This window comes from Rubripirellula reticaptiva (genome assembly GCF_007860175.1).
GTDB lineage: Bacteria > Planctomycetota > Planctomycetia > Pirellulales > Pirellulaceae > Rubripirellula > Rubripirellula reticaptiva.
Window position 1 is genome coordinate 82,405 of sequence record NZ_SJPX01000002.1, and the last position, 23,935, is coordinate 106,339.

The following is a 23,935-nucleotide window of genomic DNA, read 5'->3' on the forward strand; positions in this document are numbered from 1 at the left end:
TCGGCACGATCGCTTCACCCGTCACAACATGATCGGTTCGCGCGACAGGACCGGCACGACTGCGAAAACCCGAACGACCGTAAGAACCCGAACGATGCAAAGAACCGGCACAACCGGCAAATCTTGACGCGCCCGACGCTCAGCCACTGCCGCAAAGGCCTCGGCGACCGAATCAGCCCTGCTGGCCCGGCCACCTTTCCAACATCCAGTCAACGATCCGGGACGACGACTTGCCGTCACCGTACGGATTTTCGACGACCCTGGACTTCTTGCCATCGCGAGACTGCCCGTCAACAGCTGCTAGCGATTCGCTGACCCGGCGGACAATCAATTCGCGATTCGTGCCAACCAGTTCCGCCAATCCGGCGTCCACGGCTTCGGGGCGTTCGGTTTTATCGCGAGTCACCAGCACGGCGTTCCCCAGCGACGGGGCTTCTTCCTGGACGCCGCCGGAATCCGTCAACACGACGCTGGCACGGTCCATCAACCACACGAATTGCGGATAGTCGGCTGGTGGCACCAAATGAACGTTTTCTAAACCAGCCAAACGCTCGTGGACGGGCCCCTTGACGTTCGGGTTCAGGTGAACGGGATAGATGAACTGAGTTTCGGGATGCAACCGGGCCAGTTCAGCGACCGCATCCAGAATCGACGCCAGCCCAGGGCCAAAGTTTTCGCGTCGGTGCCCGGTGACCAATACAACCGAGTCGGCGGTAGCCGCCGGATACTGCTGGCGCCACTTGGCATCGTCGCTGCGTTCTTTTTCGACGGTATGCAGAAGAGCGTCGATGACCGTGTTGCCTGTCACCCGGATATTCGCCTCGGGGACGCCTTCCCGCCGCAACGCTTCGGCGCTGCGATTGGTCGGCGCGCAGTGCAGTTCAGTGATGATTCCAGCGACGCGCCGATTGAATTCTTCGGGCCACGGAGCCGTCAAATCACCCGTTCGCAAACCAGCTTCGACATGAACGATCGGTATCCGGTGATAAAACGCCGCCATGGCTGCTGCCATCACCGTCGTCGTGTCACCCTGGACGACGACACAGTCGGGTTTCTGATCAACGATCACACCGTCGACAGCTTGCAAGCAAGCTGCGGTCAGCCCCGTCAGAGTCTGGCCGGGCTTCATCAATCCCAGATCGATGTCGGGCGTGATCCCAAAGTAACCCAGCACTTGAGCAAGCATTTCGCGGTGCTGGCCGGTCGAACAAACGATTGCATCGATGCTTTCAGGGCGTTTTTGGCATTCCAAGATCACCGGGCACAACTTAATGGCCTCGGGACGTGTTCCAAAGACGATTAATGGGCGAAGGGGGCGATTTGGGAGTCGTGAGTCGGTCATCGGAGCGTTTTCAGAGGAATTTAAAGAATTGGCGAGCTGTATTTGCGTCAGTTTTACGGATCGGCCATCGCTTGGCCTTGGGGAGAGAATGATCGGCGGATATACCTATAGTCGACGGTGGCGAGCGGCGAGAAACTTTTCCTAACTCCGCCCACCCTCAAATTTGTGGCGCCAAGTCAGGCGATTGCATGCGGCAGACGGATTCGAGCGGTATTCTCCCCATCGGAAATCGACGCCTCTTGTGGCTCCTGGGCGACACTTCCCCACCTTTCACTACTTTAAACACTCGCTTTTCCCCAACCACTGGCGAGCCCGCGCGAGACTTTGGCAGCAAAAATCGCCCCTGATGCGATTTCCGTCAAGCCGCAGCGGCTCTCCGTCCACACCCAATTCGCTGAAGCGACCCATTTATGAGATCCGATCACTGGAACTTCCTGGCCAATCTGCTGGGAACCCCTGGGCCGGCAGAGCCACCAAAGAAGGCCGCCCCCAAAGCCGAAGCCAAGAAACCGGAAGCAGCCAAGTCTGAACCGACTCCCGAAGTGACTCCTCCGCCTGTCACAACGCAGGCAGAGGTTGCCGAGTCTGTGTCGCAACCCTCCAGCGACAACACGGATGACTTGGATGATATTTTCGCCCACTTCAACCGCAAAGACGACCGCGACGACGCTCCGTCAGCAACGCCGAAAGCTGCCACACCAAAGCCTGCTGAAAAACCTGTTGCGGAAAAGCATTCCGAACCAACACCGCGCCCGGCTTCAAAAGCATCGGCGTTTTCAGACGACAATGACGTTGCTGCGGATGACGTGCTTGATGCATTGACGGCCGTCGAGCCTCCGCAGATTCTGCCTGGCTTTGGTGCTCCGGCACGATCCTCGGGCGAGTCTTCGTACGACCCGGCTCCGGTCGCTAAGCCAGACCCAACCGCACTCGATCGAGCAATCGGCCGCGGCGATGACCAAGCAAAACGACAAGAACGCCCCGCGCGTGACGACCGACCGGCCCGTAGTGAACGACCACGTCGCGATGATCGTTCGGCTCGTGAGGATCGCCCAGCACGCGAAGAGCGCCCGGCACGTGAAGAGCGCCCGGCACGCGACGATCGCGATGACTCGCTACGCCGCGATTCAGATTCGTCTCGCGGCCGTTCGCGGTCAGAATCAGGATCGAAAGCCTCTAGCGGTTTCGGAACCGGATTGGTCGATGATTTTGACGATACCGATGACGTTGACGTCACCGAATCCAAGCCGGCTCAGCGTAGCGACCAAGACGGTGATGGCGAAGGCCGCCCGGCTCGTCGACGACGCGGTCGGCGGGGATCTCGCCAACGGACGTCCGAAGACGAAGTTGCCAAGATCAACGATAAGGACGACAACGAATCCGCATCGGCCAGCCCAGCCCGGCGCAGCGATCCGGCCCGCAACAGCAATAGCGACCGCGATCAAAGCAACGACGGCGAGGGAACTTCACGTGGCGGATCTCGCCGACGAGGTCGCTCGCGCGGCGGACGCGGCGAAGAATCGCAAACCGAAAACTCTCGCAGCGATTCATCCGAAGCACCCAAAGCACGCATTCGACGCGACTTTGATGACCTCGACGATAATGATGTCGATGACGACATCTTGTCGATAGACATCGATGACGATGATGACAGCGGCACAGACCGCGAACCGGCGTCAGAAGGCGATGAAGAACGTCGACCTCGGTCACGTCGTCGCGGACGACGCGGACGCGGACGCGGACGTGGACGTGGAGGCGAAGGAAACACCAACGATTCACCGGATACCGAATCGCCTAAGGACCGCCCGTCGCGCGACTCGGGTAGTCAGCGTCCAGATCCGCTTGCGTCAAAATCGGCCTTCGGCAGTGACGACGACGATGATGATGATGACGTTTCAGTCGCGCCAAAACGCGACGACGAGTCGGACAGTGAAACCGAAACTCGCGCTCGACGGCCTCGCCGACGTGGCGGACGTGGACGCAGCAGCGAAGACACTGGCTCGACCGATTCCGACGGCGACAGCCAGCCACAATCCGGCCGCGGACGCTCGCGTTCCGATGGCCGTACACGCGACGACGCACCCGCGCCGCGCAGTGAACCTCGCCGTGCCGATGTACCAACCTGGCTGGACACCGTGAAGACGTTTGTCGATGGGAACATCGAAAACCACGCTCGAAACAAAGGTGGCGGCGGTGGCAATGGCGGTGGTGGACGCGGCGGACGCGGACGCCGACGTTAATCGATTCGGGGTGGTTCCCGATCAACGCCTTTTCGCACTATGATGTGCGACAGAACAAGCGGTTGGCGCTTTAGCCAACTGCACTGAATCACTTGCCCGTCAGTGGCGGTCCTTGCGACTGTGAATCGTGAACCTGGTCAGGCCTTAACTGGAGCAGCCATAAGCGGTGTAGCTTTGTGTGAGGGCCGCCTCTGACGGGCAAGTTTTTTCGTCTCTCGAGCCGCTTCGACGCGCTCCTGCAACTCGTGCAATTGCAAGTCATCCATGGCCGACCCCGCATCCAAAGACGGCGCCAAAGATGGCGACTACGTCGTTGTCGCCCGGCGATACCGACCTCGCGGTTTTGACGAACTGGTTGGACAAGACCACGTCGGACGCGCGCTCAAGAATGCGATTGAAACCAATCGTGTGGGGCACGCCTATCTGTTCACCGGTGCTCGCGGAGTCGGCAAGACTAGCTCTGCTCGGATTTTTGCCAAAGCGCTAAACAATCCCGCTGGTCCGACCGCCACCCCAGACAATGCGTCCGACGTCGCTCAAGCGATCGATTCGGGCGAAGACGTCGACGTGATCGAAATCGACGGTGCCAGCAACCGTGGTATTGATGAAATACGATCTCTGCGGGCCAACGTGGGCGTCCGCCCTAGCCGGTCCCGCTACAAAATCTACATCATCGACGAAGTTCACATGCTGACCGGTGCAGCGTTCAATGCGCTGCTCAAAACGCTGGAAGAACCCCCCGAACACGTCAAATTCATCTTCTGCACGACCGATCCAGAAAAGTTGCCGATCACCGTGCTGAGCCGTTGCCAACGGTTCGATTTCGCCCCTGTCGAAGTCTCCAAGATCATCGGCCGGCTTCGTGAAATCTGTACTGCCGAGGGTGCCGTCGCCGACGACGCCGCGTTGGAACTGATTGCTCGGCGAGCCGCCGGTTCGATGCGAGATAGCCAGTCCCTGCTGGAACAAGTGCTTGCGTTCAGCGACGGCTCGCTTGATGCCGATCAAGTCCACGCGATGCTGGGCACTGCAGACGACATTCGCCTGCACGCACTGGCCGGCGCGATGGCCAACCGCGATGCCGCCCAAGCGATGCAGCAACTCGACGCTGCCATCGATGCAGGCGTCGACGCGGGCAGACTAGCCGAACAATTGCTCGGCTACTTTCGCGACCTGATGGCAGTCACCGTCGGATGCGATCCATCGCTGATGCGGCACACCTCTGCCTCACTGCACGACGAACTGAAACAACTCGGCGATGCCTGGGGCTTGCAAACTGTATTGGCCGTTGTCGGCTTGATCGATCAAACGCTAGTTCGGATTCGAATGAGCGTTTATAGCCGGGTGTTGCTGGAAGCGACGTTGATCCAGATCTGCAATTTGCCAGATCTACAAAACATCGCAAACCTAGCCGCCGCTTCGGCATCTGCAGCACGCGCGGCCGGATCACCAAGCCCGGCAGGCGAAAAAAAAAAGCTAGCCCTTAGTCCGCGCCCACCCAAGCCCACGGCACCGGCCGCGACAGCCCCGCCGCCATCCAGCCCCACTCCCACTGCGGCGCAACCTGAAACCGCTGGAACACAACCACCCGCTGCACCGGAGCCATCGGCATCAGAACCGGCTTCGGTGGCAACCGCAACGCTTGCCAAACCAACCGGTCAAGCGATGCTGTTGTCGGCAGCGAACGCGAACGAGATTTGGCTGGCAGCCATCGAACGGATCGAAGAAGTCCGGCAATCGCTCGCAAGACAAGTTGACCACGCCGAATACCTTGGCCCCGGAAAGTTACGACTCGTCTTCCCGGGCGAAGCGGGTCTGACGATGCGCCGCTTGGACGCGCCGGAAAACCGATCCGCACTTGTTGATGCGGTTAGCGAAGTCATCGGCGAAAAAGCATTCTTAGAATTCCACGCGGCACCGCTAAAACCACGCGTGGCCAAAGTCGAAACGAGTGCCCCGAAACAGACGCGGATGCAACGGATGCGAGAAATCGAATCCAATCCGCTAATCCGAGCCTGCGTCGACGCTTTCGGCGCCGAAATCGTCCGCGTTGATCGCCCAAAGTAGCGATCGGACTGCGGTCAAAAAACGACTGCGCAGGCTTGCGACCTTCGTGGCGGATGCTCCGCAAACACCAAGAGCCGAGCGTGTCAAATTCCTGCATCGCGGTCCTTCCCCAAATTTACAACAAGAGTTTTCCGATGAGCCGCTATTTTTTCTGCGTGTTGGTGATCGTGAGTTGTTTTGCCCCGACATTCCACGCTAGTGCAAAGCAGCCGAAAGTCCTAACCATCGGCATCGACGGACTTCGCAGCGATGCGTTTATTGCTGCCCATACACCGAACTTGGACTCATTAGCTGCCAATGGCATGCTCTCCCTTGCGACGCGGGTGACTTCCGAAGCGGTCCCACAAAGCGACACGGTCAGCGGACCTGGCTGGACCACGTTCTTGACGGGCACTTGGGCGGATCGCCACGGTGTTACTGATAACACGTTCAAGGGACGCGATGCCAAGCAAGCGCCGCATGGTTTCAGTTTGGCCAAAGCGATCCGACCCGAACTCCGCACAGCGTCATTCCTCGACTGGACTCCGCTGCAACAGTTCGTCACGACGGATGCCGACATCAATGTTGTCGTCACACCAAATTCAAAAGACAAGGCGGCCTCGGCTTGGACAATTGCCGATCAATCGTTGACGCTTGCCGCCGAACCGGTGCTGCAACACGACGACATCGATTGGGTCTTCGTCTACCTAGGATCCGTTGACGAGACCGGACATGGCTATGGCTTCCACCCTTCGGTGCCAGCCTACATCGCGGCGATCGAAAATGTGGACCGCCGCGTTGGCAAGCTGGTGCAATCAGTAACGCAGCGCCAAACCATCGCCAACGAAGACTGGCTTTTCTTAGTCAGCACCGATCATGGTGGCGAAGGAACCGGCCACGGTGGTGGACGAGCAAACCCGAATGTGTTCAACGCTCCCATGATTGTTAGCGGCGACGCAGCGGTTCATGGCAACGAAGTCAAACGCAAAAAAGGCGAGCCTGTTGCGGCAACTGTCGACTTGGTCCCGCTTGCGCTAACCCATCTGCAAGTTCCAATCGCGGCCCGATGGCAACTCGCTGGCCGTGTTGATGGTTGGATCAAGTCAACGCATCCCTGAACGGGGCTCGCCACACAGGACATATTCGACAGGGCAGAGGACCGACAGCACGGGGCGCTGTGCCCTTAGTGCACGCGTCCCGATTCAGCCCCAAAGAACCATTCGTCTTGGCTATTTCCGCATTTGCCAAATTGGCTAAGGCGAATTAAGGCATCGCTCTACAAAAAGAACTCAGAGCGATTGGAACGACCTTGAATCGCAGTCGCCCGATTGGCACCGAGACCTGGACGGATTAGGGCGCAAATCGCGATAGGCTTTGGCATGCGATGCAATCGGTCAGGCTTCCCGCGAGAACAGGTCGTAGTCGAAATCAGCTAGGTCACTAGCTTAACGCCTCCTTCCCCTCTTGACCCTCCATGCTTCTTCGAGAATTTGTTTCAAAAAATTTCCGGAATCGTGAAACCCTAAGAGCCCGTGGTCACAACCCGTGTTTCGGTAGGCTTCCGAATGCGATCATCTCACAGGCCAGTGTAACGAATGCTTCATGAGTTTCGGCGAGTCGATCCCGACGCACCCCCACTCGACGGAATTGCTTCAGCCAAGCGATCGCTCGCTCGACAGGCCATCGCCGCTTGCCCAAGCCAGCCAGTGCATCTTGCCCACGCTGCGGTATCTCCGCATCGATGCCAGTTGCATCAAGAACAACCAGAACGTCTTTTGAGGTGTATCCACAATCCGCACGCACCATGTTGGGATACTCGCGTGGTCGGCCCGGTCGCCCGCCAACTCGCGGCAACCCGAGATACACCAATGGCAAGATGAAGTTGACATCGTGCTCATTGGCTCCCGAGACAATGACTTCCAGCGGTAAGCCTTCTTGGCTGGTCATGACATTGAGTTTACTTACGCAACGCCCGCGGTCGGTCGGGTTGGGGCCGACCTTTCGCCTCCGCACGGTGCCTTGATGAAGCCGCCATCGATGAGCACTTCGGCTAGATCCAACCGCCCCGCTGATCGCAGGCGTGTGAGCAACTGATGGAAGATCCTTGTCCAAAGTCCTTGTTCGGTCCACGACTTCAGTCGTCTGCGAACGGTCTTCTCACTAGCACCAAGTTCAGTGGGCAGGTCTCGCCAACCGATGCCTGTTTTCAACATGAACACCAAGCACGTAAACACCGTTCGGTTCTCCACTGGCGGACGTCCACCCTTGCTCGATCGCTTCATCTCAGGAAACAACTCTTCGATCTCATTCCAAAGTTCATCGGTGACCAAACGACCTGACATCTTCATTCCCTCCGTGGCGTGAAAAAACGTTGTTCTTCACATTCACCCAAATTAGCCAACATCAGTTTTGACCACGGGCTCTAAGTCTTGCCCCACTCTCGCAGCTTGCGCTTTACAGGATGAGAACGATCCATTTAGCCTGAAGTGCGCCGGTGGGATCGAAACGTATTTGGAAAAAGGTGAGAACTGGGACTACACGAATGGTGCCACAGAAGGTTTTTCGCATGGAAAGGTGTCATACCATTTCGAAAACCAAAACGTCGACATAATCAATGTGTGCACGGCAGAGGGTGATTACGACTGCGAACTTCTTGGGGACGAAGATACAAGCTCATCGTACATCGGGTGTACTGAAAATTTCCTGTTTGAATGGACTGATTATACGGTTCGGCTTGACGAGGAATGGGTTTGTCAGGAGGAGGAAACGAGCGGTGGGGGCGGTTCTTAATATGGGTATGGGGGATACTAAACTGAGCACGAGAAGGTGGCGGAGTCGAACGGCACGGACGTTGCGTTTGCTTGCCAGTGGAAGCAATCGTGCGTGGGACTATCGGGCACCCTCGTTTGGCTGCCACACAAGTTGTTGGTGACGCTTCGCGGGGGGGCAGGATCGGGTATCGTTTTCCCGCCAAACGCGAAACCCGAGCCTGCCCCTTATCGACGTCGCCCAAGCGGTCGACTTTCCCGATTTTGTTCGCGGCAAATGGAAGACACGACCACGACTGAAAATCATGGGCGTGTGAATCGATCCTAAGCGGCTTCGCAAAGCCCGTCGCTACAAACTCCATCCGTCTCGCGGTTCACGCCGGATGAATTGATCGGCTTCTGGACAGTCGACGCAGCGAATATTTCTTGCATCCCAGGTGATCTTTTTGCCAACGCGATAAGCCACGTTGCCAAGATGATTCGCCTCGGTCAGCGGCCCGGCATAGCTGAACGGACTGCCCGTCGTTCCTTCGCCCCGGCACGCAGCCACCCATTCTTCATGATGGCCGATCGAACTTGCGATGGTCGGCTCGGGAGCAACAAATTCAGCAAACTCGTTCTCCGGCAGCAGCATGTGTTTGCTGTAATCCGAGAGGATCATTCCCGTGCTTCCAACAAACAGTATTCCACTTTTCCAATGTGGAATCTCTCCGGCGTTCCATAAGTCCGGTTTGACCGCCCCCTGGTACCAATTCAGTTCGACCGGGCCACGATCGCCCCGAGCCTCGTATTGATAAACGGCCCTCATGGTCGCCGGTGCGATCTCCGGATGCGGCGGTGGTCCGAACGCCTCGATCGTTTTGGGTGCATCAAGCCGCAACGCCCAGAATGGAAGGTCGTTGAAGTGGCTGCCCAGATCGGACATCGTCCCATTGCCAAAATCCCACCACCGATACCAGTTTGTGCTGCCGGTGTAGATAGGATGGTAGGGACGCTGGGGTGCCGGACCGAGCCACAGGTCCCAGTCAAGATGTTTCGGAACTGGCAATCGCTCGTTCGGCCGCTGCCGCACGAAGATGGGATCGTCGTTTCGCTGGGAATCATCTTTTGACTGAAGCCCCCACGCGCGATCAACCCAAACATGAACTTCGCTAACACTGCCGATTACACCGCTGCGAACCAGTTCGACCACTCGGCGGAAGTTGTCACCCGCATGAATCTGTGTCCCCATCTGTGTGACGACGCCGGCCTTGGTCGCCGCCTCGGTCACTCGGCGAACCTCGTCGATGTTGTACGCCAGCGGCTTTTCGCAATACACATGCTTGCCAAGCTTCAAGGCAGGCATGGTGGCATACGCATGGGTATGCTCGGTCGTGCTGACGACAACCGCGTCTAGCTGATCCCCCAGGGAATCATACAACCGCCGAAAGTCGGTGAACTTGGCCGCGCCGGGATGCGTGATTGCCGCGCCCATTAAAAAGTGATCATGCACATCACAAATCGCCGCCACATCAACGGCCCCAGTCGCCGCGATTGTTTCAAGGTTTCGACGTCCGCGGCCACCGACTCCGATGAACCCGACTTTCATCCGATCGTTCGGCGACGCTAGAAGTCGCGTCTGAGGAAGCGATGCAGCCAGAGCAGTGGCCGACGAGGTAGCAAGAAAATTTCGGCGGTTGAGATCGATCATAAGAATCTTCCATACCAGGATCAGCGAATTTGAACGCTACTACTCTAACGCGCATCCTAATCGACCAAGCTAGGTCTAACTGCATTCGTAAAACGACCGTCCTGATCGACGAATAGCTGCCCCCGCCCCGTCGGCCAACGATTGTGGCCTTACTAACGATGAACATCACCGTCGAAAATCTCGGAAGCATCTATTCTGGTGCACCTTTTCGGAGCAAGTTCATTCACCCGTGGAGTCTTTATTGAACACGTGTTCGACCAACCGTAGCTTGCAGGTGGAGTCGTTCATGCCGACAATACCTCATTCAGAATGGTCACCTACGTTCCCCAACCCGGCACTGTGTTGGGTTTAATGATGATTGGTGACGGCATCATGATCCGCAAACGCTATTGGCAAGCCGAATGTACTTCTCCGTCACTCAGTCGAAACGAGTTCTTGCATCTGCGATCGTTGCGATGGTCTCGATTGCCCCGTGCGTTGGCGCTGATGAACCAAAGGCATCAGAAAATCAGGTAACCAGCGACGTTGTCTACGCCACGGCTGACGGTATCGAAATGAAACTCGACCTACGAGTTCCAGCAACCGGCGTGTCTACCCATCACAATTCCGCCAAACCTGCCTTGGTCGTTTGGATTCACGGTGGAGGTTGGCGGGCAGGATCACGCAAAAAATGTCCGCTGACGGATTTGACCCAGCACGGATTCGCTGTCGCCAGTATCAGTTACCGGTTCACGGACAAGGCAATCTTTCCGGCTCAAATCCACGATTGCAAAGCCGCGATCCGATGGCTTCGCGCCCACCAGGATCAATACGGCTACGACGCGTCTTGGATCGCTGTCGCAGGCAGCAGCGCCGGAGGACACTTGGCGTTACTGCTCGGTACATCAGGCGGCATTGGTGAAATGGAAGGCAACCTTGGCGAGCACGGCGATCAATCATCCACCATCCAAGCCGTCATCGACTACTTTGGACCATCAGACTTTATCCTTCGCGGTAAGACTCAGCCCGAACGAGCTTACACGACCGAGTCGGGCAGCTTAGCACTATTGGGCGGACTGCGTGACGGCAAGGTGGATCCGAGAATGGAATCAATGGCCAGTCCCGCAAGCTACGTCAGTTCGAACGATCCACCGCTGCTAGTTTTCCACGGCACCGAAGACCAAACGGTGTTGATGGACCAGAGCCAAAGGATTGTGGCGTTATACAACGAGGCTGGTTTGTCAGCACGTCTTATCAGCGTCGAAGGGGCTGGTCATGGCGGCAAAGCATTCTTTACGAAGGATCACTTCCAGCGGGCACTCGATTTCCTAGTGCAATACCCTCCCGCCATCGCGTCAAACGACTGATCACGCGAGCCAAACCTACTCTCGTACCAAGCATTGATCAATAATCAATAAGCCGTCCGTATCCTTTGCTAACGCGGTTTGAAGTTGCGATTCTGATACAAGGCGGAGTGACACGCTCTTTGGTACCCGTTGCGATCAGTCGAGCGCCCTCGCAAGAAGTCGCCGCAGTCGAAATGAGCAGAATTCCGTGCTTATTACCCCGTCACATTTTTTGCCCCAACGACGCAGGTCCCTCGTGGGCTAGCGGGCACGCACCTGATTCGAATCGATTGCCGCCCTGAGCTTTCAATGTTGACCCTGCGGGCCATACCCGAAGCTTGACCGACTTAGCCCGCTGCCCGCAAAGTGAGCCAAACTTGGTAGACTCTCCCTCAGCTCCTCTCTTCTTTTCTTTCGCAGTCTTAGTGTGCGGCATGGTTGGTTTCGCAAAGATTCATTGCTCATTCAGGCTAATCTTACTGGCCTATGGCACAGTGTTAGGCAACCAATGGGTAGGCAACCAAACGTTCGCGGCGGACGGCGAGTCGTACGCGCACAGCGATAGCAACAAACGTTATTTACACCACATCGATCTTTACGATGTTAACAATCGAAAGATCACGGCCGATTCGGACCAACCCTATTCGACGCTCAAGACGTGTGGACGCTGCCATGATTATGCGACCATCTCGCACGGGTGGCACTTCAATGCGTTTGCCAGTGACGCGCGGCGTCAGGCCGAGAACGGGGAAATAGAAATTGGAAACGCTGAAGTGACAGTTTCCGACGGCCGCCCCGGCGAACCGTGGATTTGGACGGACATCCGAACGGGAACGCAGTTGCCGCTTTCCTATCGAGATTGGCTGGGCCGTTTTAACCCAACGGACATCGGATTGTCCACCTTTGAAATGACTCGCCAATTCGGTGCACGCCTACCCGGTGGCAACATGGCGACGCCTGACAAGAAAGCTTCCCAAGACGATGAAGCAGATAGAGATAAAAAAGCTGATGCTGATGATGATTCATCGCGATGGGTGCTGACCGGTTACCTAGAGATCGATTGCATGGCGTGTCACGCGACCTCGGGCGCCTACGACTTTGAACTGCGCCGCGAAACCATCGAAGCCGAGAACTTTGCTTGGGCGCCGACGGCCGCTTTGCGTTTGGGCGATGTCTCGGGATCAGTTTCAAGAATCAAAACCGGCTCGGACCCCAGCGACGAAGCCGTGCAAGCGAAACTTCCAAAAGTCAAATACCGCGACCAAACTTTCGCGCCCGATGGCACGGTATTCTTCGACTTGGTTCGTGAACCCGAAAACAATGCCTGCTACCAATGTCACAGCCAACGAACCGTTACCGAAGACGGAATCGAGCCGCGTTGGACCCATGATGAGGACGTTCACCTGCGCGCGGGAATGAACTGTTCCGATTGCCACCGCAACGGCATCGACCACCAAACTGTCCGAGGCTTCCCCGGCGAGCAACACCCCTCGGGGAACGTGGCGACGACACTTAGCTGTGCGGGATGTCACTTGGGGACCGAGAGTGAAGACAATTCCGTAGCCTCGATTTCGTCGAGACCAGGCCGACTCGGATCACCGCTGCCCAAGCACGAAGGCTTGCCGCCGATTCACTTCGAAAAACTGACCTGCATCGCTTGCCACGGCGGGCCCGCCCCAGACCAGGAAGCCGACGGCATCCTGACTTCACTGTCGCACGGTTTGGGTCAAAAGCTGCATCGCGACGGTCAGGAGTTGCCGTCCATCCGCGGCCCCTTGTTCGCACGATCTCAAACGTCGTCACCCCATGCGGACAACGAATCCGACCATGCTGATGAATCCCCTATTACAACTGCCCGCGCGATGTGGCCGGCGTATTGGGGATCGATCAAAGACGGAATCGTATCGCCGCTGTCGCCGGAAGCCGTCTACTCTGCGACTCGCAAAGCGTTGCGTGTACGAAAAGACTTCGTCGCCGAAGTGTCTGAGAAAGGACGCGAAGAGTTTGACGAAAAAGTCTTCGCCGCACTCGCAGCGATCGAAAAAGAGTTTTCCGTCGATCGTGCTGTTTATGTCTCGACCGGGGCAGCTTTCGCGCGAGGCGAACAGCAGAATTCTCTGACCGAAGTGGATGTCAAAAACGTCGATGCAATTGAGATGGTTCAGTGGCCGATGGCGCACAACGTTCGGCCCGCCGGCTGGGCATTGGGGGCAACGGGATGTTTGGAATGCCACGTCGATAATGGACTGATCTTTGCGTCAACCGTGACGCCAACAGGCCCGGCACCGGTGGTCGCGTCGGCGATCTCGATGTCATCGATCCAGCAGATCTCCGACGATGAACGTTCGCGATGGAACCAACTGTTCGCCGGCCGTGCGACGTTTAAGTTGATGACGGCGGTATCTCTGGCGTTGATGGCAATCACACTGCTGGGGACCTTCATCGCATCCACCCGACCGGCGTCGAAGGATTCGCTATGAAACTTTCATCAAAGTTAAGTTCGTTGATTCGAACCGGATCATTGATCGCCATCGTCGTGGCAACGATCGTGTTGGTCGTTACGGCGCTGCCGACGCTAGCGGGCGGCCACTTGGCGGATGCACGGTTGATGGTACATATGATGGCCAGCGGTGTCGTGGTCACACTGCTGCCCGTGTACGCAATCGCTCGGCTGATGCCGTCATCGCGAGGCTTGCTTGATTCGCCGGTCCAGCGAGCGGCGCTACAATGTTTGCTGCTGTTCGGATTGCTGACCATCGCAACAATGTTCGTTTGCATGTTGCCAATCGCGTCAACCCACACGATGGAAACGCTGGTTTCGCTGCACGGATGGGCGGGCTATGCGTTGGCAATCGCAACAGCATGGGTCGGCATCGCGGCACTGCGCGGCGCACCGTAATGACCCTCGAAAGGGGAATGCCGATGCGATTCAGGCGACAGCTCGACAAATCTCGACTGCGTCTTGAAAAAGGGATGCAGAGAGTTTCTATGGATTCAATCCAGTAACGTAGCGTCATCCTGGGCTCGTTCCGCCAATTCATCTGAGAGCAAATCGCTTGGCAGTGAGTCGCTCGCTGTGACTTGAATCACCTGCGATGCGACTGGTGGGCGAGATGAAAACATCTCGTGATAGCGATGCAAGTCTTCGTCGATTTGACTTGAAAGCGCCCGGCCGTTGACATGACCGGCCAGAACGCTGCCATAATAGATCGGCAGTGACGCCGCAGGCACAAACCGGGCTACTGAATTGCCGAGGTACGTTCCGTAGGCCGGGTATAAGATTCGATTGGCTTCGATGATGCCTTCGCGATCACCGCGATCATACAGGTACCCCATCACTTCCTGCGACGCGATCGTTTCGTGATAGAGCGGGAACCCTAGGTACAAAACACCGTAGGTTCCTTGAAACTCGCGACGTGCAAAATCCTTGGCATGCCCAAGTTCATGCAGAGCGATCGACGGAACGTCGCTGTACAGGTGAACGGTTTGCGTGAACGGGTTGAAGTGATCACCGCCGATCAAGCGGCCCGGCAGGATCGCTTCGCCACCCACCGCCAACAAACCCAACGTGTAACGATAGGGCCAAGCAACGGTTTTATTCTTCCGCAGACGCTGGAAATCCTCAAGCGGCGCGTACTGGTTCATCCGAACCTTGATGTGCGGCAAATGGTTTGTAGCCAAGTATTCGGCGGTCGCTTCGACGGTAGATTCGGAGAATTTGTGACGGTCAATTCGTCGATCCCAGAACAGAATCTTGCCTGGGATTCCCCAAATCCAGCCGGCCGTGTCCAACCATTTCACTTCGCGACCGAACTCGATCGGATTTCTGGTATCGGCAGCCAACTCTGGTGCAATGTATTGTGCGGACGGCTCAATGCGGTGAGGCGCCAAAGTATGGCAACCGCAAAAACCGACCAAAAAAACAGCCAACAGAGAGTGCGTCATCACGACTCGCACCCGCGAATCAAAATTCATATCGCACTCCCAACATACCGCCGGCGTAACGAATTTCGTCGGCGTCGCCTGGCCGTAAGTACGATCGACGCGCCACCAAGACTCCGTCAACCAACAGGCCACGAAAGCCGGCATGAACGCTCAGATGATCCGTCAGACGTCGCCCCAAGTTTGCCGAAAACTCGGACAGCAATCCGAGCTCGAACCGTGACTCGCCGTACTCGCTTGACCCGTCTCGCCGCAGCCCTGATTGATCGGCGAAATTGCCGCCGATGCCGCCGGAAAACATGGCATCCAATTCCCAGCCCTTCCATTGCCAGTCGCCGCCGATCCGGGCTTGCAGCATGACCAGATGGTTCTCTGTCCGCACCAAATCGTCATAGACAAATCCAAGGTTGTCTGACCAATCGTAATGGTCGTTCATGCCAAGATAGCGAAGGCCAATCGACGAGACCGCCTGCCCACCAAGTTGTTCACGCCACTTGCCAACGTCTGCAAAAACGCTGACCAAGGCTGTGTCGGCCAGATAGGTGCTGTGACCAATGTCCATTTCGTCCTGGCCCGACACCGTCAAGAATTCAACCGTGGCGATCGTTCCGTCGCGTCTAGCCGAGTTGTTGGTTTGCCGCGCAAGCGTCGCCACGAAACCACTGTTGATTTCTGATTTCAAGTGGGACTCATGCACGTCACCCATCCCATCTGTTTGAAACAGAGTCAGCTTGTCGCTGCGATAGAGGGCTAGATAATCAGCCGAGGCGATCCACCGTGTGGGCGACTCGATCGGGCGCAACGGTTTCGGACTCGGCGATTGCGGCAGCCAAGACGGGTATTGAACCAATAGAGAATCGGCAGATTCGTCGAACTCCGATTCATCGAACTCGGTCGGCGACGTAAGGCTGGACCAATCGGATGGTGAAACATCAGTTGCCTGGGCATTCACCGTTTGAACGGCCAGGCCGAGCAGGATCGCGATACAACGGACGCATAACCGATCTACCCACTGGGGCAGAGGAAGATCGATGAAATCCATGGTCAGGCGGCGCTCAACTTTTAGTAGAAACGAACACCTGACGATTAAGCTTCCTGAACAAACAGTGTCTAGACCAGATTCGGCGATTGACCGTGCTGGCAAAACCGTTCGCCAATTTGACCGGCTGTCTTGCCGCCCCTGCCTACGGTTTCGGCGTTTCGGCTATCGCCTGTTTTCGCGCGGCTTCGAATTCGTCACCCTCGGTCCATGACGGCATTTCCGGTGAATTGGCGACGCGTCGGCCGACGTGAAACAGCAAACGAGTGTCCTCGATCGCGCCCGATAGGTTCCACTCTTCTAGATATTCGTCGCTGGGTTGGTGATAGATTTTTTCAACCCATTGGTCCAATTGTTCTTTGCCCCAACCGTCCGGTTTTCCGATCACATTGACACCCGAGTGCAAATAGACACCCGGCACACCGATTTTGGCCAAGCTGAATTGATCGGATCGATAGTAGTAACCACGATCCGGAAAATGATCCGACGTAACGATTCGGCCTTGAGCCTTCGCGACCGCCTGGACGTGATTATCCAAGGATGACTTTCCCATTCCAATGACGTTCACGTCGTGTGTTCGGCCAATGATGTTCGTGCCGTCCATGTTGATCACCGCCGCCAACTTGCCGGCGGGAATGGGTGGATCACTGGCAAAGAACTTGGATCCCAACAAACCTTGCTCTTCCGCCGACACGGCCGCAAACAGAATCGAACGCGCCGGACGGGGTTCCAACTGGACAAAGGCCTTCGCCATCGTCAAAAGCGCCGCAGCCCCCGAAGCGTTGTCGATCGCGCCGTTGTAGATGTTGTCGCCGTTGGCGTCTCGCTGAGCAGACATTCCCAAGTGGTCATGGTGAGCCATGTAGATAACGTATTCATCACGAAGATCGGGATCGCTTCCCGGCAGCGAGGCCAAGACGTTGGCGGTGTCTTGATTGCGAACGCTGGCCGTCAATTCAATCGACAAGGAAACTCCCAGGGGAACCGGGCGAAAGTCACGTGATTCCGCCGCAGCTCGCAGTGCATCCAAGTCTTTTCCGGCCAGCGCGGCAATCTTCTTCGCGCCCCCTTCGCTCGCCCATGCCTTCAGTTCCATGCGTGGACCACCAGCGTCTCGCAGTTCAAATTCTTCGCCGGCCCAAGACGTTTGAATCACTTGCCACGGATAGCCGGCCGAGGGAGTGGTGTGAATGATGATCGCACCGGCGGCTCCCTGGCGAGCCGCGCTTTCATACTTGTAGTCCCAACGCCCGTAGTACAACCGCCGACTGCCTTCGAAAAGTTCCGGGTCGCTGGACGGATCATTGTTCATCACGACCAAAACTTTCCCGCGAAGATCGACGTCCTTGAAATCATCCCAGTCGTACTCGGGGGCTTGAATTCCGTAGCCAACAAAAACCAGTTCGGCGGCGTCGATCGACGCTTCTGTTTTTGGGCTGCCGATGGTCGACATAAAATCCGTCACCGACTTCAAAGACACCGATTCGTTCCCGCGTTGAAATTTGATTTCCGCCGGGGCTTCCGTTTTCACGCCAACCAGCGGTACCGGCTGTAGCCATCCGCCATCGGCAGCGGCGGGTTCCAAGCCCAGCGATTGAAACTGTGTCGACAGATACAACTGGGTCACTGCATCGCCGCGCGAGCCCGGCCCACGACCTTCCAACAGATCATCAGCGAGGAACCGGACGTGCCCGCGCAAGCTTGCTTCGTCGATGACCTCGGCCGCCGAATTGTCGGCGGCCGAGAGAATTTCGACGGACGCGGTATCTTGAGCCGACACGTTTAGCGTCGGCAGCGTGCACACCAGAATCGCGGTTAGCAAATATTTCATCACGGGTTCCTCAGTATCCTTTGATAGAATGACGACTCGAAACGATCGATTCGACATGCTTTTGTTCAAGATGAATTCAACGCAGCTTACACATTTTTCATTGCCTTGATTGACTCGCGTATCCCCGCCGCCATCCGAAGTGCTCTGCTGGGTCCATTTCGAATTCGAACAGCAACCATGGTGCCGCCGGGATTTAGCGGTGGAGTCGTGTTTGAGTGCCAGTCTGAAGTGGGCAGTCGTTTTGCTTTAAAAGGCTGGGCGACAGGAACCGACTTGGAGCGAGTCAAAGAGGTTCACACCGTGGCAACCTTCGCACGGCAATCCGGATGTGTGCTGGTTCCAGCAATCCATGGCGTTGCAAGTGCCGAGGGTCGGCAATGGGAACTAGCATCCTGGATGCCTGGCGAACCAGCCTTGGCGGACGCTTCACTCGACCAGATTCATTCAGGCGCGATCGCGTTGCGGCAGTTTCACAAAGCTGTCGCCCCATGCAAACAGGTACAGCAACCGGCCCCCGCTGTGTCGGCCCGACTCCGCCGCATCGAACAGCTGCGTCCATTAGTGACACAGATGCTTCAATCGAGAGAATCACCGTGCGCGATCACAACACGACCAACACCGTTGTCAAACGCCGTAGGGCGGGCGTCCGAGATCCTGCGGCGACATTGGCTTCCCACAGCAGATCGAATCACGTCGGAACTCATGGATCTGCAAGACTGCTATGTCGTCACTCAATACGTACTGCGAGACTGTCATCGCGACCACGTCCTGTTCAGTGACGGTCGCCCCAGCGGTCTGATCGACTTTGACGCGCTGCGAATCGATACACCCTCGGCTGACCTTGCTCGTTGGGTCGGCGGATTTCTGATTCGTCGAGACGCGTCAGTGCAAAACGGGAAAAGGGAAGATGCCGTTTGGCAAGCCGCTATGGCGGGCTTCGGCCTAGAAAACGTATTAGAAGCACAGACCATTCACGCTGCGACGGTATGGTCCAGCCTGGCAAATTGGCTAGTTTGGATCGTTCTGGAACAACGCTCATTCCCAGCCGGTCCCGACGCAGTTGCCCGGCGAATTGACGAGATCACCGAACTTGCGGCTCAATACCAGAGCCGAAACACCGGTAAAAGACGCAAACTACACAAACCTTGATCCCCAGCTTCGTTGACTGAACATTCGCTGGACAAGTAGAATTTGCGTGCTCGCCCCCCTCACACTTAAAAACCATGCTGAATAGAAAAAACACGACCGTCACGGATCGGCTGGCCGCTCTCTTCGCAATCCTAATGTTGTTCGGGACAAGTTTTGCGAGTGAGACGACCGCCCAGGATGACTTTGGCCCGGGATCAGATGTTTTCCCCAATTTCTCACTCGGTGGCTTCGGTGCGAGCGCAAACGTTGCCGAGCCAGTAACGTTGCAAGCAAAGTATTTCGTCGACGCGTCTGGCCGAGGCATGTTGGAAGTCGAAGCAACGATCGCCCCAACTTGGCACGTCTATTCGACGACCCAAAAGAGTGGCGGTCCGCTTCGCACAAAGATTGCGATCAAATCCCCCAGCGAGATAAAGCTGGTCGGCGATTTCGTGCCCAGCGTCGAACCGTCGAAAAGCATTTCGTCACAATACAACGGCTTGACCGTCGAAGAGCACGAAGACAAGGTCATTTGGTCAGCGCCGCTCGAAATCCCAGCAGGCTTTGAAGACTCCATCCAAGTCAGCTTCAATGGTTTGGCATGCGAAACGATCGACGGCAAATGCATGCCGGTTCGCGAAACACTGACCGCCAACTATGGTGGGCCGACTGCCGAACAAGATACAGCTTCATCCACGGTCGCGATGACACAAGTCGCGGACGGTGCCACAACAACTGCAAACGGCGCACAACCGAAAAATGCACCGGAGTGGTTTCGCGATGCGGATTACGTGGTTCAGTGGACAGCCACGCTGCAGCCTCGGCAAGTCGCGCCGGGTGGCACTGCGGTATTGACCTTCACGGCCAAGCCGGATGAAACCTTCCACGTCTACCGCGCGGCAACGGACGACGCTGAATCGTCGACCAATTTTGTGCTGACTCAAAAGAGCGGACTGAAGATCGGCAAGCCATCGGCCAACAAACCCGTCATCAGCAAGTCGATCGTCCCCTCACTGCCACCAGTCCATTACTACGGTGGCGAAGTGACATGGTCGCTGCCAATCTCCGTTCCCGCCGACTCGCCCGCTGGCGTCAAAACGATTGAAGGCTTGATCGCCTACCAAGCTTGTACGGACAACAGTTGCCATCGTCCCGTCGCGCTGACGTTTTCATCAACGCTGACCGTCGGCCCGACGACCGACACGGCTGCGAACGCTGTGACACTTGCGAGTTCCAAGTCGTCGACCGCACTGGATGCGGCCGCCGAAACGAAATGGGTTGACGAGGTTGCGGCGGCATCGGTGGCACCAGCGGCCACTGCCCCAGCAACCGATGACTATGCTTCCGTGCCGATCGCGGGCTCGGTTTCGGGCGGCAAATCGAATGGCCAACCACCGACCCTGACCGAAATCAACGGCAACCCAACTGCGGCAACTTCGTTTCCGATCATTCTGTTCTTTGCGTTTGTCGGTGGTGTGATCTTGAACGTGATGCCTTGCGTGTTGCCGGTGGTCGGATTGAAGATCATGGGATTTGTCAGCCAAGCGGGGGAAGATCGTCGCCGAGTGCTGATGTTGAACCTGGTTTACTCGGCCGGCATTCTGGCAGTATTCGGATTCCTGGCGATGTTGGCGGTCGTGTTCAAATTCGGCTGGGGCCAACAATTCACTTACTTTCCCGTCAAGCTGGGGCTGACACTGGGCCTGTTCGCCTTGGCGCTTAGCTATCTGGGCGTTTGGGAAATCCCCGCCCCCGGCATGGCTTCGAACAAGGCGTCGCAAGATCTGCAGAGCCGCGAAGGATTGACCGGTGCGTTTTCGAAAGGCGTCTTCGCGACGATCTTGGCGACTCCCTGCAGCGGTCCGTTGCTGGGATACATCCTGGGGCTCACGCTCGGTTTGTCGTCGGTCGAAACGATCGCAATTTTTATGACCGTAGGACTGGGAATGTCGCTTCCCTATCTGTTGATTGGTCTTCAACCAAAACTGATCGCTTGGCTACCCAAGCCAGGCAATTGGATGGAAACGTTCAAAGAGTTCATGGCGTTTTTGTTCTTGGGAACCGTCGCGTTCTTCTTCGCTCAATTCCAAGACTTTCAGAAACTGCCAGTCTTTGTCTCGCTGATCGGCGTCTGGTTCGGATGTTGGATCATCGGCCAAGTTCCCGCTTGGTCAGACCTGCCAAAACGAATCTCGGCATGGACCGGCGGCATCATCGCAGCGGGGCTGATTTCGTACGCGGCGTTCACCGTATTGGTGCCAGGCCCGAAAGTGTTGGCATGGGAAGACTACAGCGAGGCACGTTTAGCAAAGTACCAAGCCGAAGGCAAAACCGTGTTACTCGACTTTTCGGCCAAGTGGTGTACCAACTGCATCTACAACTACGAATTCGCTATCAACACCGAAGAGACCCGCAAGCTTGTCGACAAACTTGATGCGGTCGCGATGTACGCGGACTACACCGACTTTGACCCAGCAATTCAACAGAAACTAGAAGAACTACAAAGTCGATCCATTCCGCTGTTAGCGATCTATCCCGGCCGAACGCCGAATCAACCCATCGTCCTGCGCGACTTACTGACTCAGCAAAACGTGCTCGATGCACTTGCGCAAGCTGGCGAAAGTGTCGAAGGCGTCGCGACAAGCTCGTATCCGTCGACTGCATTGGTATCATCGAGTCACGCACCCGCCAGCGGCGGTCAATGATCACGTGTGGGATATCGAAGAAACCATCGTCGCGATTGCCTCGCCAACCTCGCCCGCACCGCGTGGCATCATCCGAATGTCGGGCACAGATTCTTTAGGCGTCCTTTCTCGGCTAGGGTTTTCGGTTTCTGGCGTCACCAGGCCAACCCGAATTTCGACAACGGTTGATCTGGGGACTCCGATCGGTCAAATCCCCGTCGATGCGATGCTGTGGCCGACACCACGAAGCTACACCGGGCAACCCTCGGCCGAACTGCACACGATTGGCTCGCTGCCATTGTTAACTCGATTGACGCAAATGGCCGTCGACAGTGGTGCCCGGGCCGCCCGTCCCGGCGAATTCACCATGCGTGCGTTCTTGGCTGGTCGGCTGGATCTGACACAAGCCGAAGCCGTGCTGGGCGTGATCGACGCCGAAGGCCGCGGATCGCTGGACCACGCCCTCCGACAACTCTCTGGCAACCTATCCAAGCCGCTTGAGTCGATGCGATCGACGCTGCTGGATTTGCTTGCGGACGTCGAAGCCGGCTTGGACTTCGTCGACGAAGACATCGAATTCGTCAGCGACGAAGTCCTGATCCAGCGACTGACCGAAATCCGCATCACACTGGCCCAAACCAGCGAGACCATGCAAGATCGTGGCGGCGGATCGGCACGCATCAACATCGCGCTTCGAGGCGAACCGAACGCTGGAAAGAGCCAATTGCTGAACAGTTTGACGGAAACCGAAACCGCCATTGTCGCCGATGTTGCCGGGACCACTCGCGACATTGTTACCGTCGATGCAACTGTCGATGGGCATCTGGTGCGTTGGATTGACACCGCCGGTATGGAAATGGTCATCGACGATATTTCTCGCCAATCACAGGATCAAGGCACCCGAGCGGCAGGCGAAGCCGATTTGCGACTTTGGTGTGTCGACAGCAGCCGATCCGATTTTTTGCCCGCGATGCTGCGACTGCAAGAAGAATCGAAAACTACATCGCGGGCCGGAGCTGTAAATATCTTCGTGGCCACCAAATCGGACCTTGTCGCTGATGAACCGGACGGCGACTGGATTTCATGCAGTTCTAAGACGGGCACGGGACTCGGGCAGCTAATCGAGACGATTGTTGAAACGATTCAAGGTCGCGATGGCGAAGAAGTGGGTTCGGTGGTTGGCACCGCCGCCAGGTGTCGACAATCACTGGCCGAAGCCGAGCGTGCGATCGAAGCCGCAATCGGGCTTGCTGAAACTAGCCAGGGCCACGAGTTTGTTTCTGCAGAAATGCGACTGGCGGCGCAGTGCTTAGGCGAAGTCACCGGTGCGGTCTACACTGACGACATTCTCGACCGTGTCTTCGGACGATTTTGCATCGGTAAATAAGGGAACGGGGAAATAGATGACGACCATCGGGATAAGTGAACACGCAACGCCGCTGGGAACGATGTGGGCGACCTGGACAGTCGGCGGACTATATCGCCTGGATTGGAACCAACCCGACGACGTCGCTGGCGAAGCCACTGTCACCACGGACACAACCGATTTCGACAAGCAATTGTCGGCCTACTTTCGTGAAGGAACGGAACCTCTAGAAGGCATCAAACTGGACACGGCTGGTTGGACGGATTTTACGCAGCGAGTCTACGAAAACTGCCGCAAGATCCCTGCCGGAGAAACGGTTACCTACCGAGAACTTGCGGCGATGGCAGGAAACCAAAAGGCTAGCCGAGCAGTGGGTGCGGCCATGGCCAAGAACCGAACCTTGCTGGTCATTCCCTGCCACCGAGTGATCGCGGCAGACGGATCACTGCGAGGTTTCAGCGCCGCCGGTGGTTTGGTAACCAAGCAACGCCTACTGGAACTTGAACAACCCAACGGTTTATTCGCGTAACGGAA

General features: G+C 56.8%; 17 protein-coding genes and 1 other RNA gene. 11 read left to right on the forward strand and 7 right to left on the reverse strand.

The window, feature by feature from the left end; translation table 11 throughout:
* Positions 1–172 precede the first annotated feature (172 nt).
* Complete coding sequence (gene wecB, locus Poly59_RS06650; protein WP_146533347.1) at positions 173–1,342, reverse strand: non-hydrolyzing UDP-N-acetylglucosamine 2-epimerase; 1,170 nt, start codon at positions 1,340–1,342, stop codon at positions 173–175.
* Positions 1,343–1,752: 410 nt separating this feature from the next.
* On the opposite strand from wecB, the gene Poly59_RS06655 reads away from it, so the two are divergent.
* The 4 genes from Poly59_RS06655 to Poly59_RS06670 all read left to right on the forward strand — a co-directional run bounded on the left by Poly59_RS06655 (position 1,753) and on the right by Poly59_RS06670 (position 6,746).
* Complete coding sequence (locus tag Poly59_RS06655; RefSeq protein ID WP_146533348.1) at positions 1,753–3,582, forward strand: hypothetical protein; 1,830 nt, start codon at positions 1,753–1,755, stop codon at positions 3,580–3,582.
* A 101-nt stretch (positions 3,583–3,683) separates the two neighbouring features.
* Positions 3,684–3,778, forward strand: an RNA gene (gene ffs, locus Poly59_RS06660) — signal recognition particle sRNA small type.
* A gap of 68 nt (positions 3,779–3,846) precedes the next feature.
* On the forward strand, positions 3,847–5,649 hold the full coding sequence (gene dnaX, locus Poly59_RS06665) for a DNA polymerase III subunit gamma/tau (RefSeq protein WP_146533349.1): 1,803 nt from the start codon (positions 3,847–3,849) through the stop codon (positions 5,647–5,649).
* A gap of 134 nt (positions 5,650–5,783) precedes the next feature.
* Positions 5,784–6,746, forward strand: coding sequence for an alkaline phosphatase family protein (locus Poly59_RS06670; RefSeq protein ID WP_146533350.1), 963 nt, complete (start codon positions 5,784–5,786; stop codon positions 6,744–6,746).
* Between the two features lie 418 nt (positions 6,747–7,164).
* Here the strand turns inward: Poly59_RS06670 and Poly59_RS06675 are convergent, their stop codons facing one another.
* From Poly59_RS06675 to Poly59_RS06685, 3 genes are all read right to left on the reverse strand, one after another.
* Entirely contained in the window at positions 7,165–7,575 is a 411-nt protein-coding gene (locus tag Poly59_RS06675; RefSeq protein ID WP_146533351.1) for a transposase, read from the reverse strand.
* 14 nt (positions 7,576–7,589) lie between these two features.
* The gene (locus tag Poly59_RS06680) at positions 7,590–7,970 is read right to left on the reverse strand and encodes a transposase (RefSeq protein WP_186776066.1); all 381 of its coding nucleotides are present in this window, start codon (positions 7,968–7,970) and stop codon (positions 7,590–7,592) included.
* A 775-nt stretch (positions 7,971–8,745) separates the two neighbouring features.
* Positions 8,746–10,086 (reverse strand): Gfo/Idh/MocA family protein, encoded by a 1,341-nt coding sequence (locus tag Poly59_RS06685; RefSeq protein ID WP_146533353.1) that lies wholly within the window; start codon positions 10,084–10,086, stop codon positions 8,746–8,748.
* A gap of 401 nt (positions 10,087–10,487) precedes the next feature.
* On the opposite strand from Poly59_RS06685, the gene Poly59_RS06690 reads away from it, so the two are divergent.
* The 3 genes from Poly59_RS06690 (at position 10,488) to Poly59_RS06700 (ending at position 14,310) form a co-directional block, all read left to right on the forward strand.
* The gene (locus Poly59_RS06690; protein WP_246151446.1) at positions 10,488–11,432 is read left to right on the forward strand and encodes an alpha/beta hydrolase; all 945 of its coding nucleotides are present in this window, start codon (positions 10,488–10,490) and stop codon (positions 11,430–11,432) included.
* A gap of 413 nt (positions 11,433–11,845) precedes the next feature.
* Positions 11,846–13,891 carry a multiheme c-type cytochrome gene (locus tag Poly59_RS06695; RefSeq protein WP_146533354.1) on the forward strand — a complete coding sequence of 682 codons (2,046 nt, stop codon included), beginning with the start codon at positions 11,846–11,848 and terminating at the stop codon, positions 13,889–13,891.
* Entirely contained in the window at positions 13,888–14,310 is a 423-nt protein-coding gene (locus Poly59_RS06700; RefSeq protein WP_146533355.1) for a hypothetical protein, read from the forward strand. Before Poly59_RS06695 ends, Poly59_RS06700 begins: the two co-directional genes overlap by 4 nt.
* Before the next feature lie 95 nt (positions 14,311–14,405).
* Here the strand turns inward: Poly59_RS06700 and Poly59_RS06705 are convergent, their stop codons facing one another.
* The 3 genes from Poly59_RS06705 to Poly59_RS06715 form a co-directional block, all read right to left on the reverse strand.
* Positions 14,406–15,386, reverse strand: a complete 981-nt coding sequence (locus Poly59_RS06705; RefSeq protein WP_186776068.1) for a hypothetical protein — start codon at positions 15,384–15,386, stop codon at positions 14,406–14,408.
* Positions 15,376–16,395, reverse strand: coding sequence for a hypothetical protein (locus Poly59_RS06710; RefSeq protein ID WP_146533356.1), 1,020 nt, complete (start codon positions 16,393–16,395; stop codon positions 15,376–15,378). Before Poly59_RS06710 ends, Poly59_RS06705 begins: the two co-directional genes overlap by 11 nt.
* A gap of 142 nt (positions 16,396–16,537) precedes the next feature.
* The gene (locus tag Poly59_RS06715; RefSeq protein WP_146533357.1) at positions 16,538–18,223 is read right to left on the reverse strand and encodes a M28 family peptidase; all 1,686 of its coding nucleotides are present in this window, start codon (positions 18,221–18,223) and stop codon (positions 16,538–16,540) included.
* 105 nt (positions 18,224–18,328) lie between these two features.
* Here Poly59_RS06715 and Poly59_RS06720 point away from each other — a divergent pair, with 105 nt between their 5' ends.
* The 4 genes from Poly59_RS06720 to Poly59_RS06735 all read left to right on the forward strand — a co-directional run bounded on the left by Poly59_RS06720 (position 18,329) and on the right by Poly59_RS06735 (position 23,930).
* Entirely contained in the window at positions 18,329–19,372 is a 1,044-nt protein-coding gene (locus Poly59_RS06720) for a phosphotransferase (protein WP_186776069.1), read from the forward strand.
* A 74-nt stretch (positions 19,373–19,446) separates the two neighbouring features.
* On the forward strand, positions 19,447–22,056 hold the full coding sequence (locus Poly59_RS06725) for a protein-disulfide reductase DsbD family protein (RefSeq protein WP_146533359.1): 2,610 nt from the start codon (positions 19,447–19,449) through the stop codon (positions 22,054–22,056).
* The gene (locus tag Poly59_RS06730) at positions 21,950–23,422 is read left to right on the forward strand and encodes a tRNA modification GTPase (RefSeq protein ID WP_146533360.1); all 1,473 of its coding nucleotides are present in this window, start codon (positions 21,950–21,952) and stop codon (positions 23,420–23,422) included. Before Poly59_RS06725 ends, Poly59_RS06730 begins: the two co-directional genes overlap by 107 nt.
* 16 nt (positions 23,423–23,438) lie before the next feature.
* Complete coding sequence (locus tag Poly59_RS06735; RefSeq protein ID WP_146533361.1) at positions 23,439–23,930, forward strand: methylated-DNA--[protein]-cysteine S-methyltransferase; 492 nt, start codon at positions 23,439–23,441, stop codon at positions 23,928–23,930.
* The last annotated feature ends 5 nt before the right edge of the window (positions 23,931–23,935 follow it).

Coding starts and splice junctions, on each gene's coding strand:
- wecB (WP_146533347.1), bottom strand. CDS start 1,342: ATGACCGACTCACGACTCCCAAATCGCCCCCTTCGCCCATTAATCGTC.
- Poly59_RS06655 (WP_146533348.1), top strand. CDS start 1,753: ATGAGATCCGATCACTGGAACTTCCTGGCCAATCTGCTGGGAACCCCT.
- dnaX (WP_146533349.1), top strand. CDS start 3,847: ATGGCCGACCCCGCATCCAAAGACGGCGCCAAAGATGGCGACTACGTC.
- Poly59_RS06670 (WP_146533350.1), top strand. CDS start 5,784: ATGAGCCGCTATTTTTTCTGCGTGTTGGTGATCGTGAGTTGTTTTGCC.
- Poly59_RS06675 (WP_146533351.1), bottom strand. CDS start 7,575: ATGACCAGCCAAGAAGGCTTACCGCTGGAAGTCATTGTCTCGGGAGCC.
- Poly59_RS06680 (WP_186776066.1), bottom strand. CDS start 7,970: ATGTCAGGTCGTTTGGTCACCGATGAACTTTGGAATGAGATCGAAGAG.
- Poly59_RS06685 (WP_146533353.1), bottom strand. CDS start 10,086: ATGATCGATCTCAACCGCCGAAATTTTCTTGCTACCTCGTCGGCCACT.
- Poly59_RS06690 (WP_246151446.1), top strand. CDS start 10,488: ATGTACTTCTCCGTCACTCAGTCGAAACGAGTTCTTGCATCTGCGATC.
- Poly59_RS06695 (WP_146533354.1), top strand. CDS start 11,846: ATGGTTGGTTTCGCAAAGATTCATTGCTCATTCAGGCTAATCTTACTG.
- Poly59_RS06700 (WP_146533355.1), top strand. CDS start 13,888: ATGAAACTTTCATCAAAGTTAAGTTCGTTGATTCGAACCGGATCATTG.
- Poly59_RS06705 (WP_186776068.1), bottom strand. CDS start 15,386: ATGAATTTTGATTCGCGGGTGCGAGTCGTGATGACGCACTCTCTGTTG.
- Poly59_RS06710 (WP_146533356.1), bottom strand. CDS start 16,395: ATGGATTTCATCGATCTTCCTCTGCCCCAGTGGGTAGATCGGTTATGC.
- Poly59_RS06715 (WP_146533357.1), bottom strand. CDS start 18,223: ATGAAATATTTGCTAACCGCGATTCTGGTGTGCACGCTGCCGACGCTA.
- Poly59_RS06725 (WP_146533359.1), top strand. CDS start 19,447: ATGCTGAATAGAAAAAACACGACCGTCACGGATCGGCTGGCCGCTCTC.
- Poly59_RS06730 (WP_146533360.1), top strand. CDS start 21,950: ATGCACTTGCGCAAGCTGGCGAAAGTGTCGAAGGCGTCGCGACAAGCT.
- Poly59_RS06735 (WP_146533361.1), top strand. CDS start 23,439: ATGACGACCATCGGGATAAGTGAACACGCAACGCCGCTGGGAACGATG.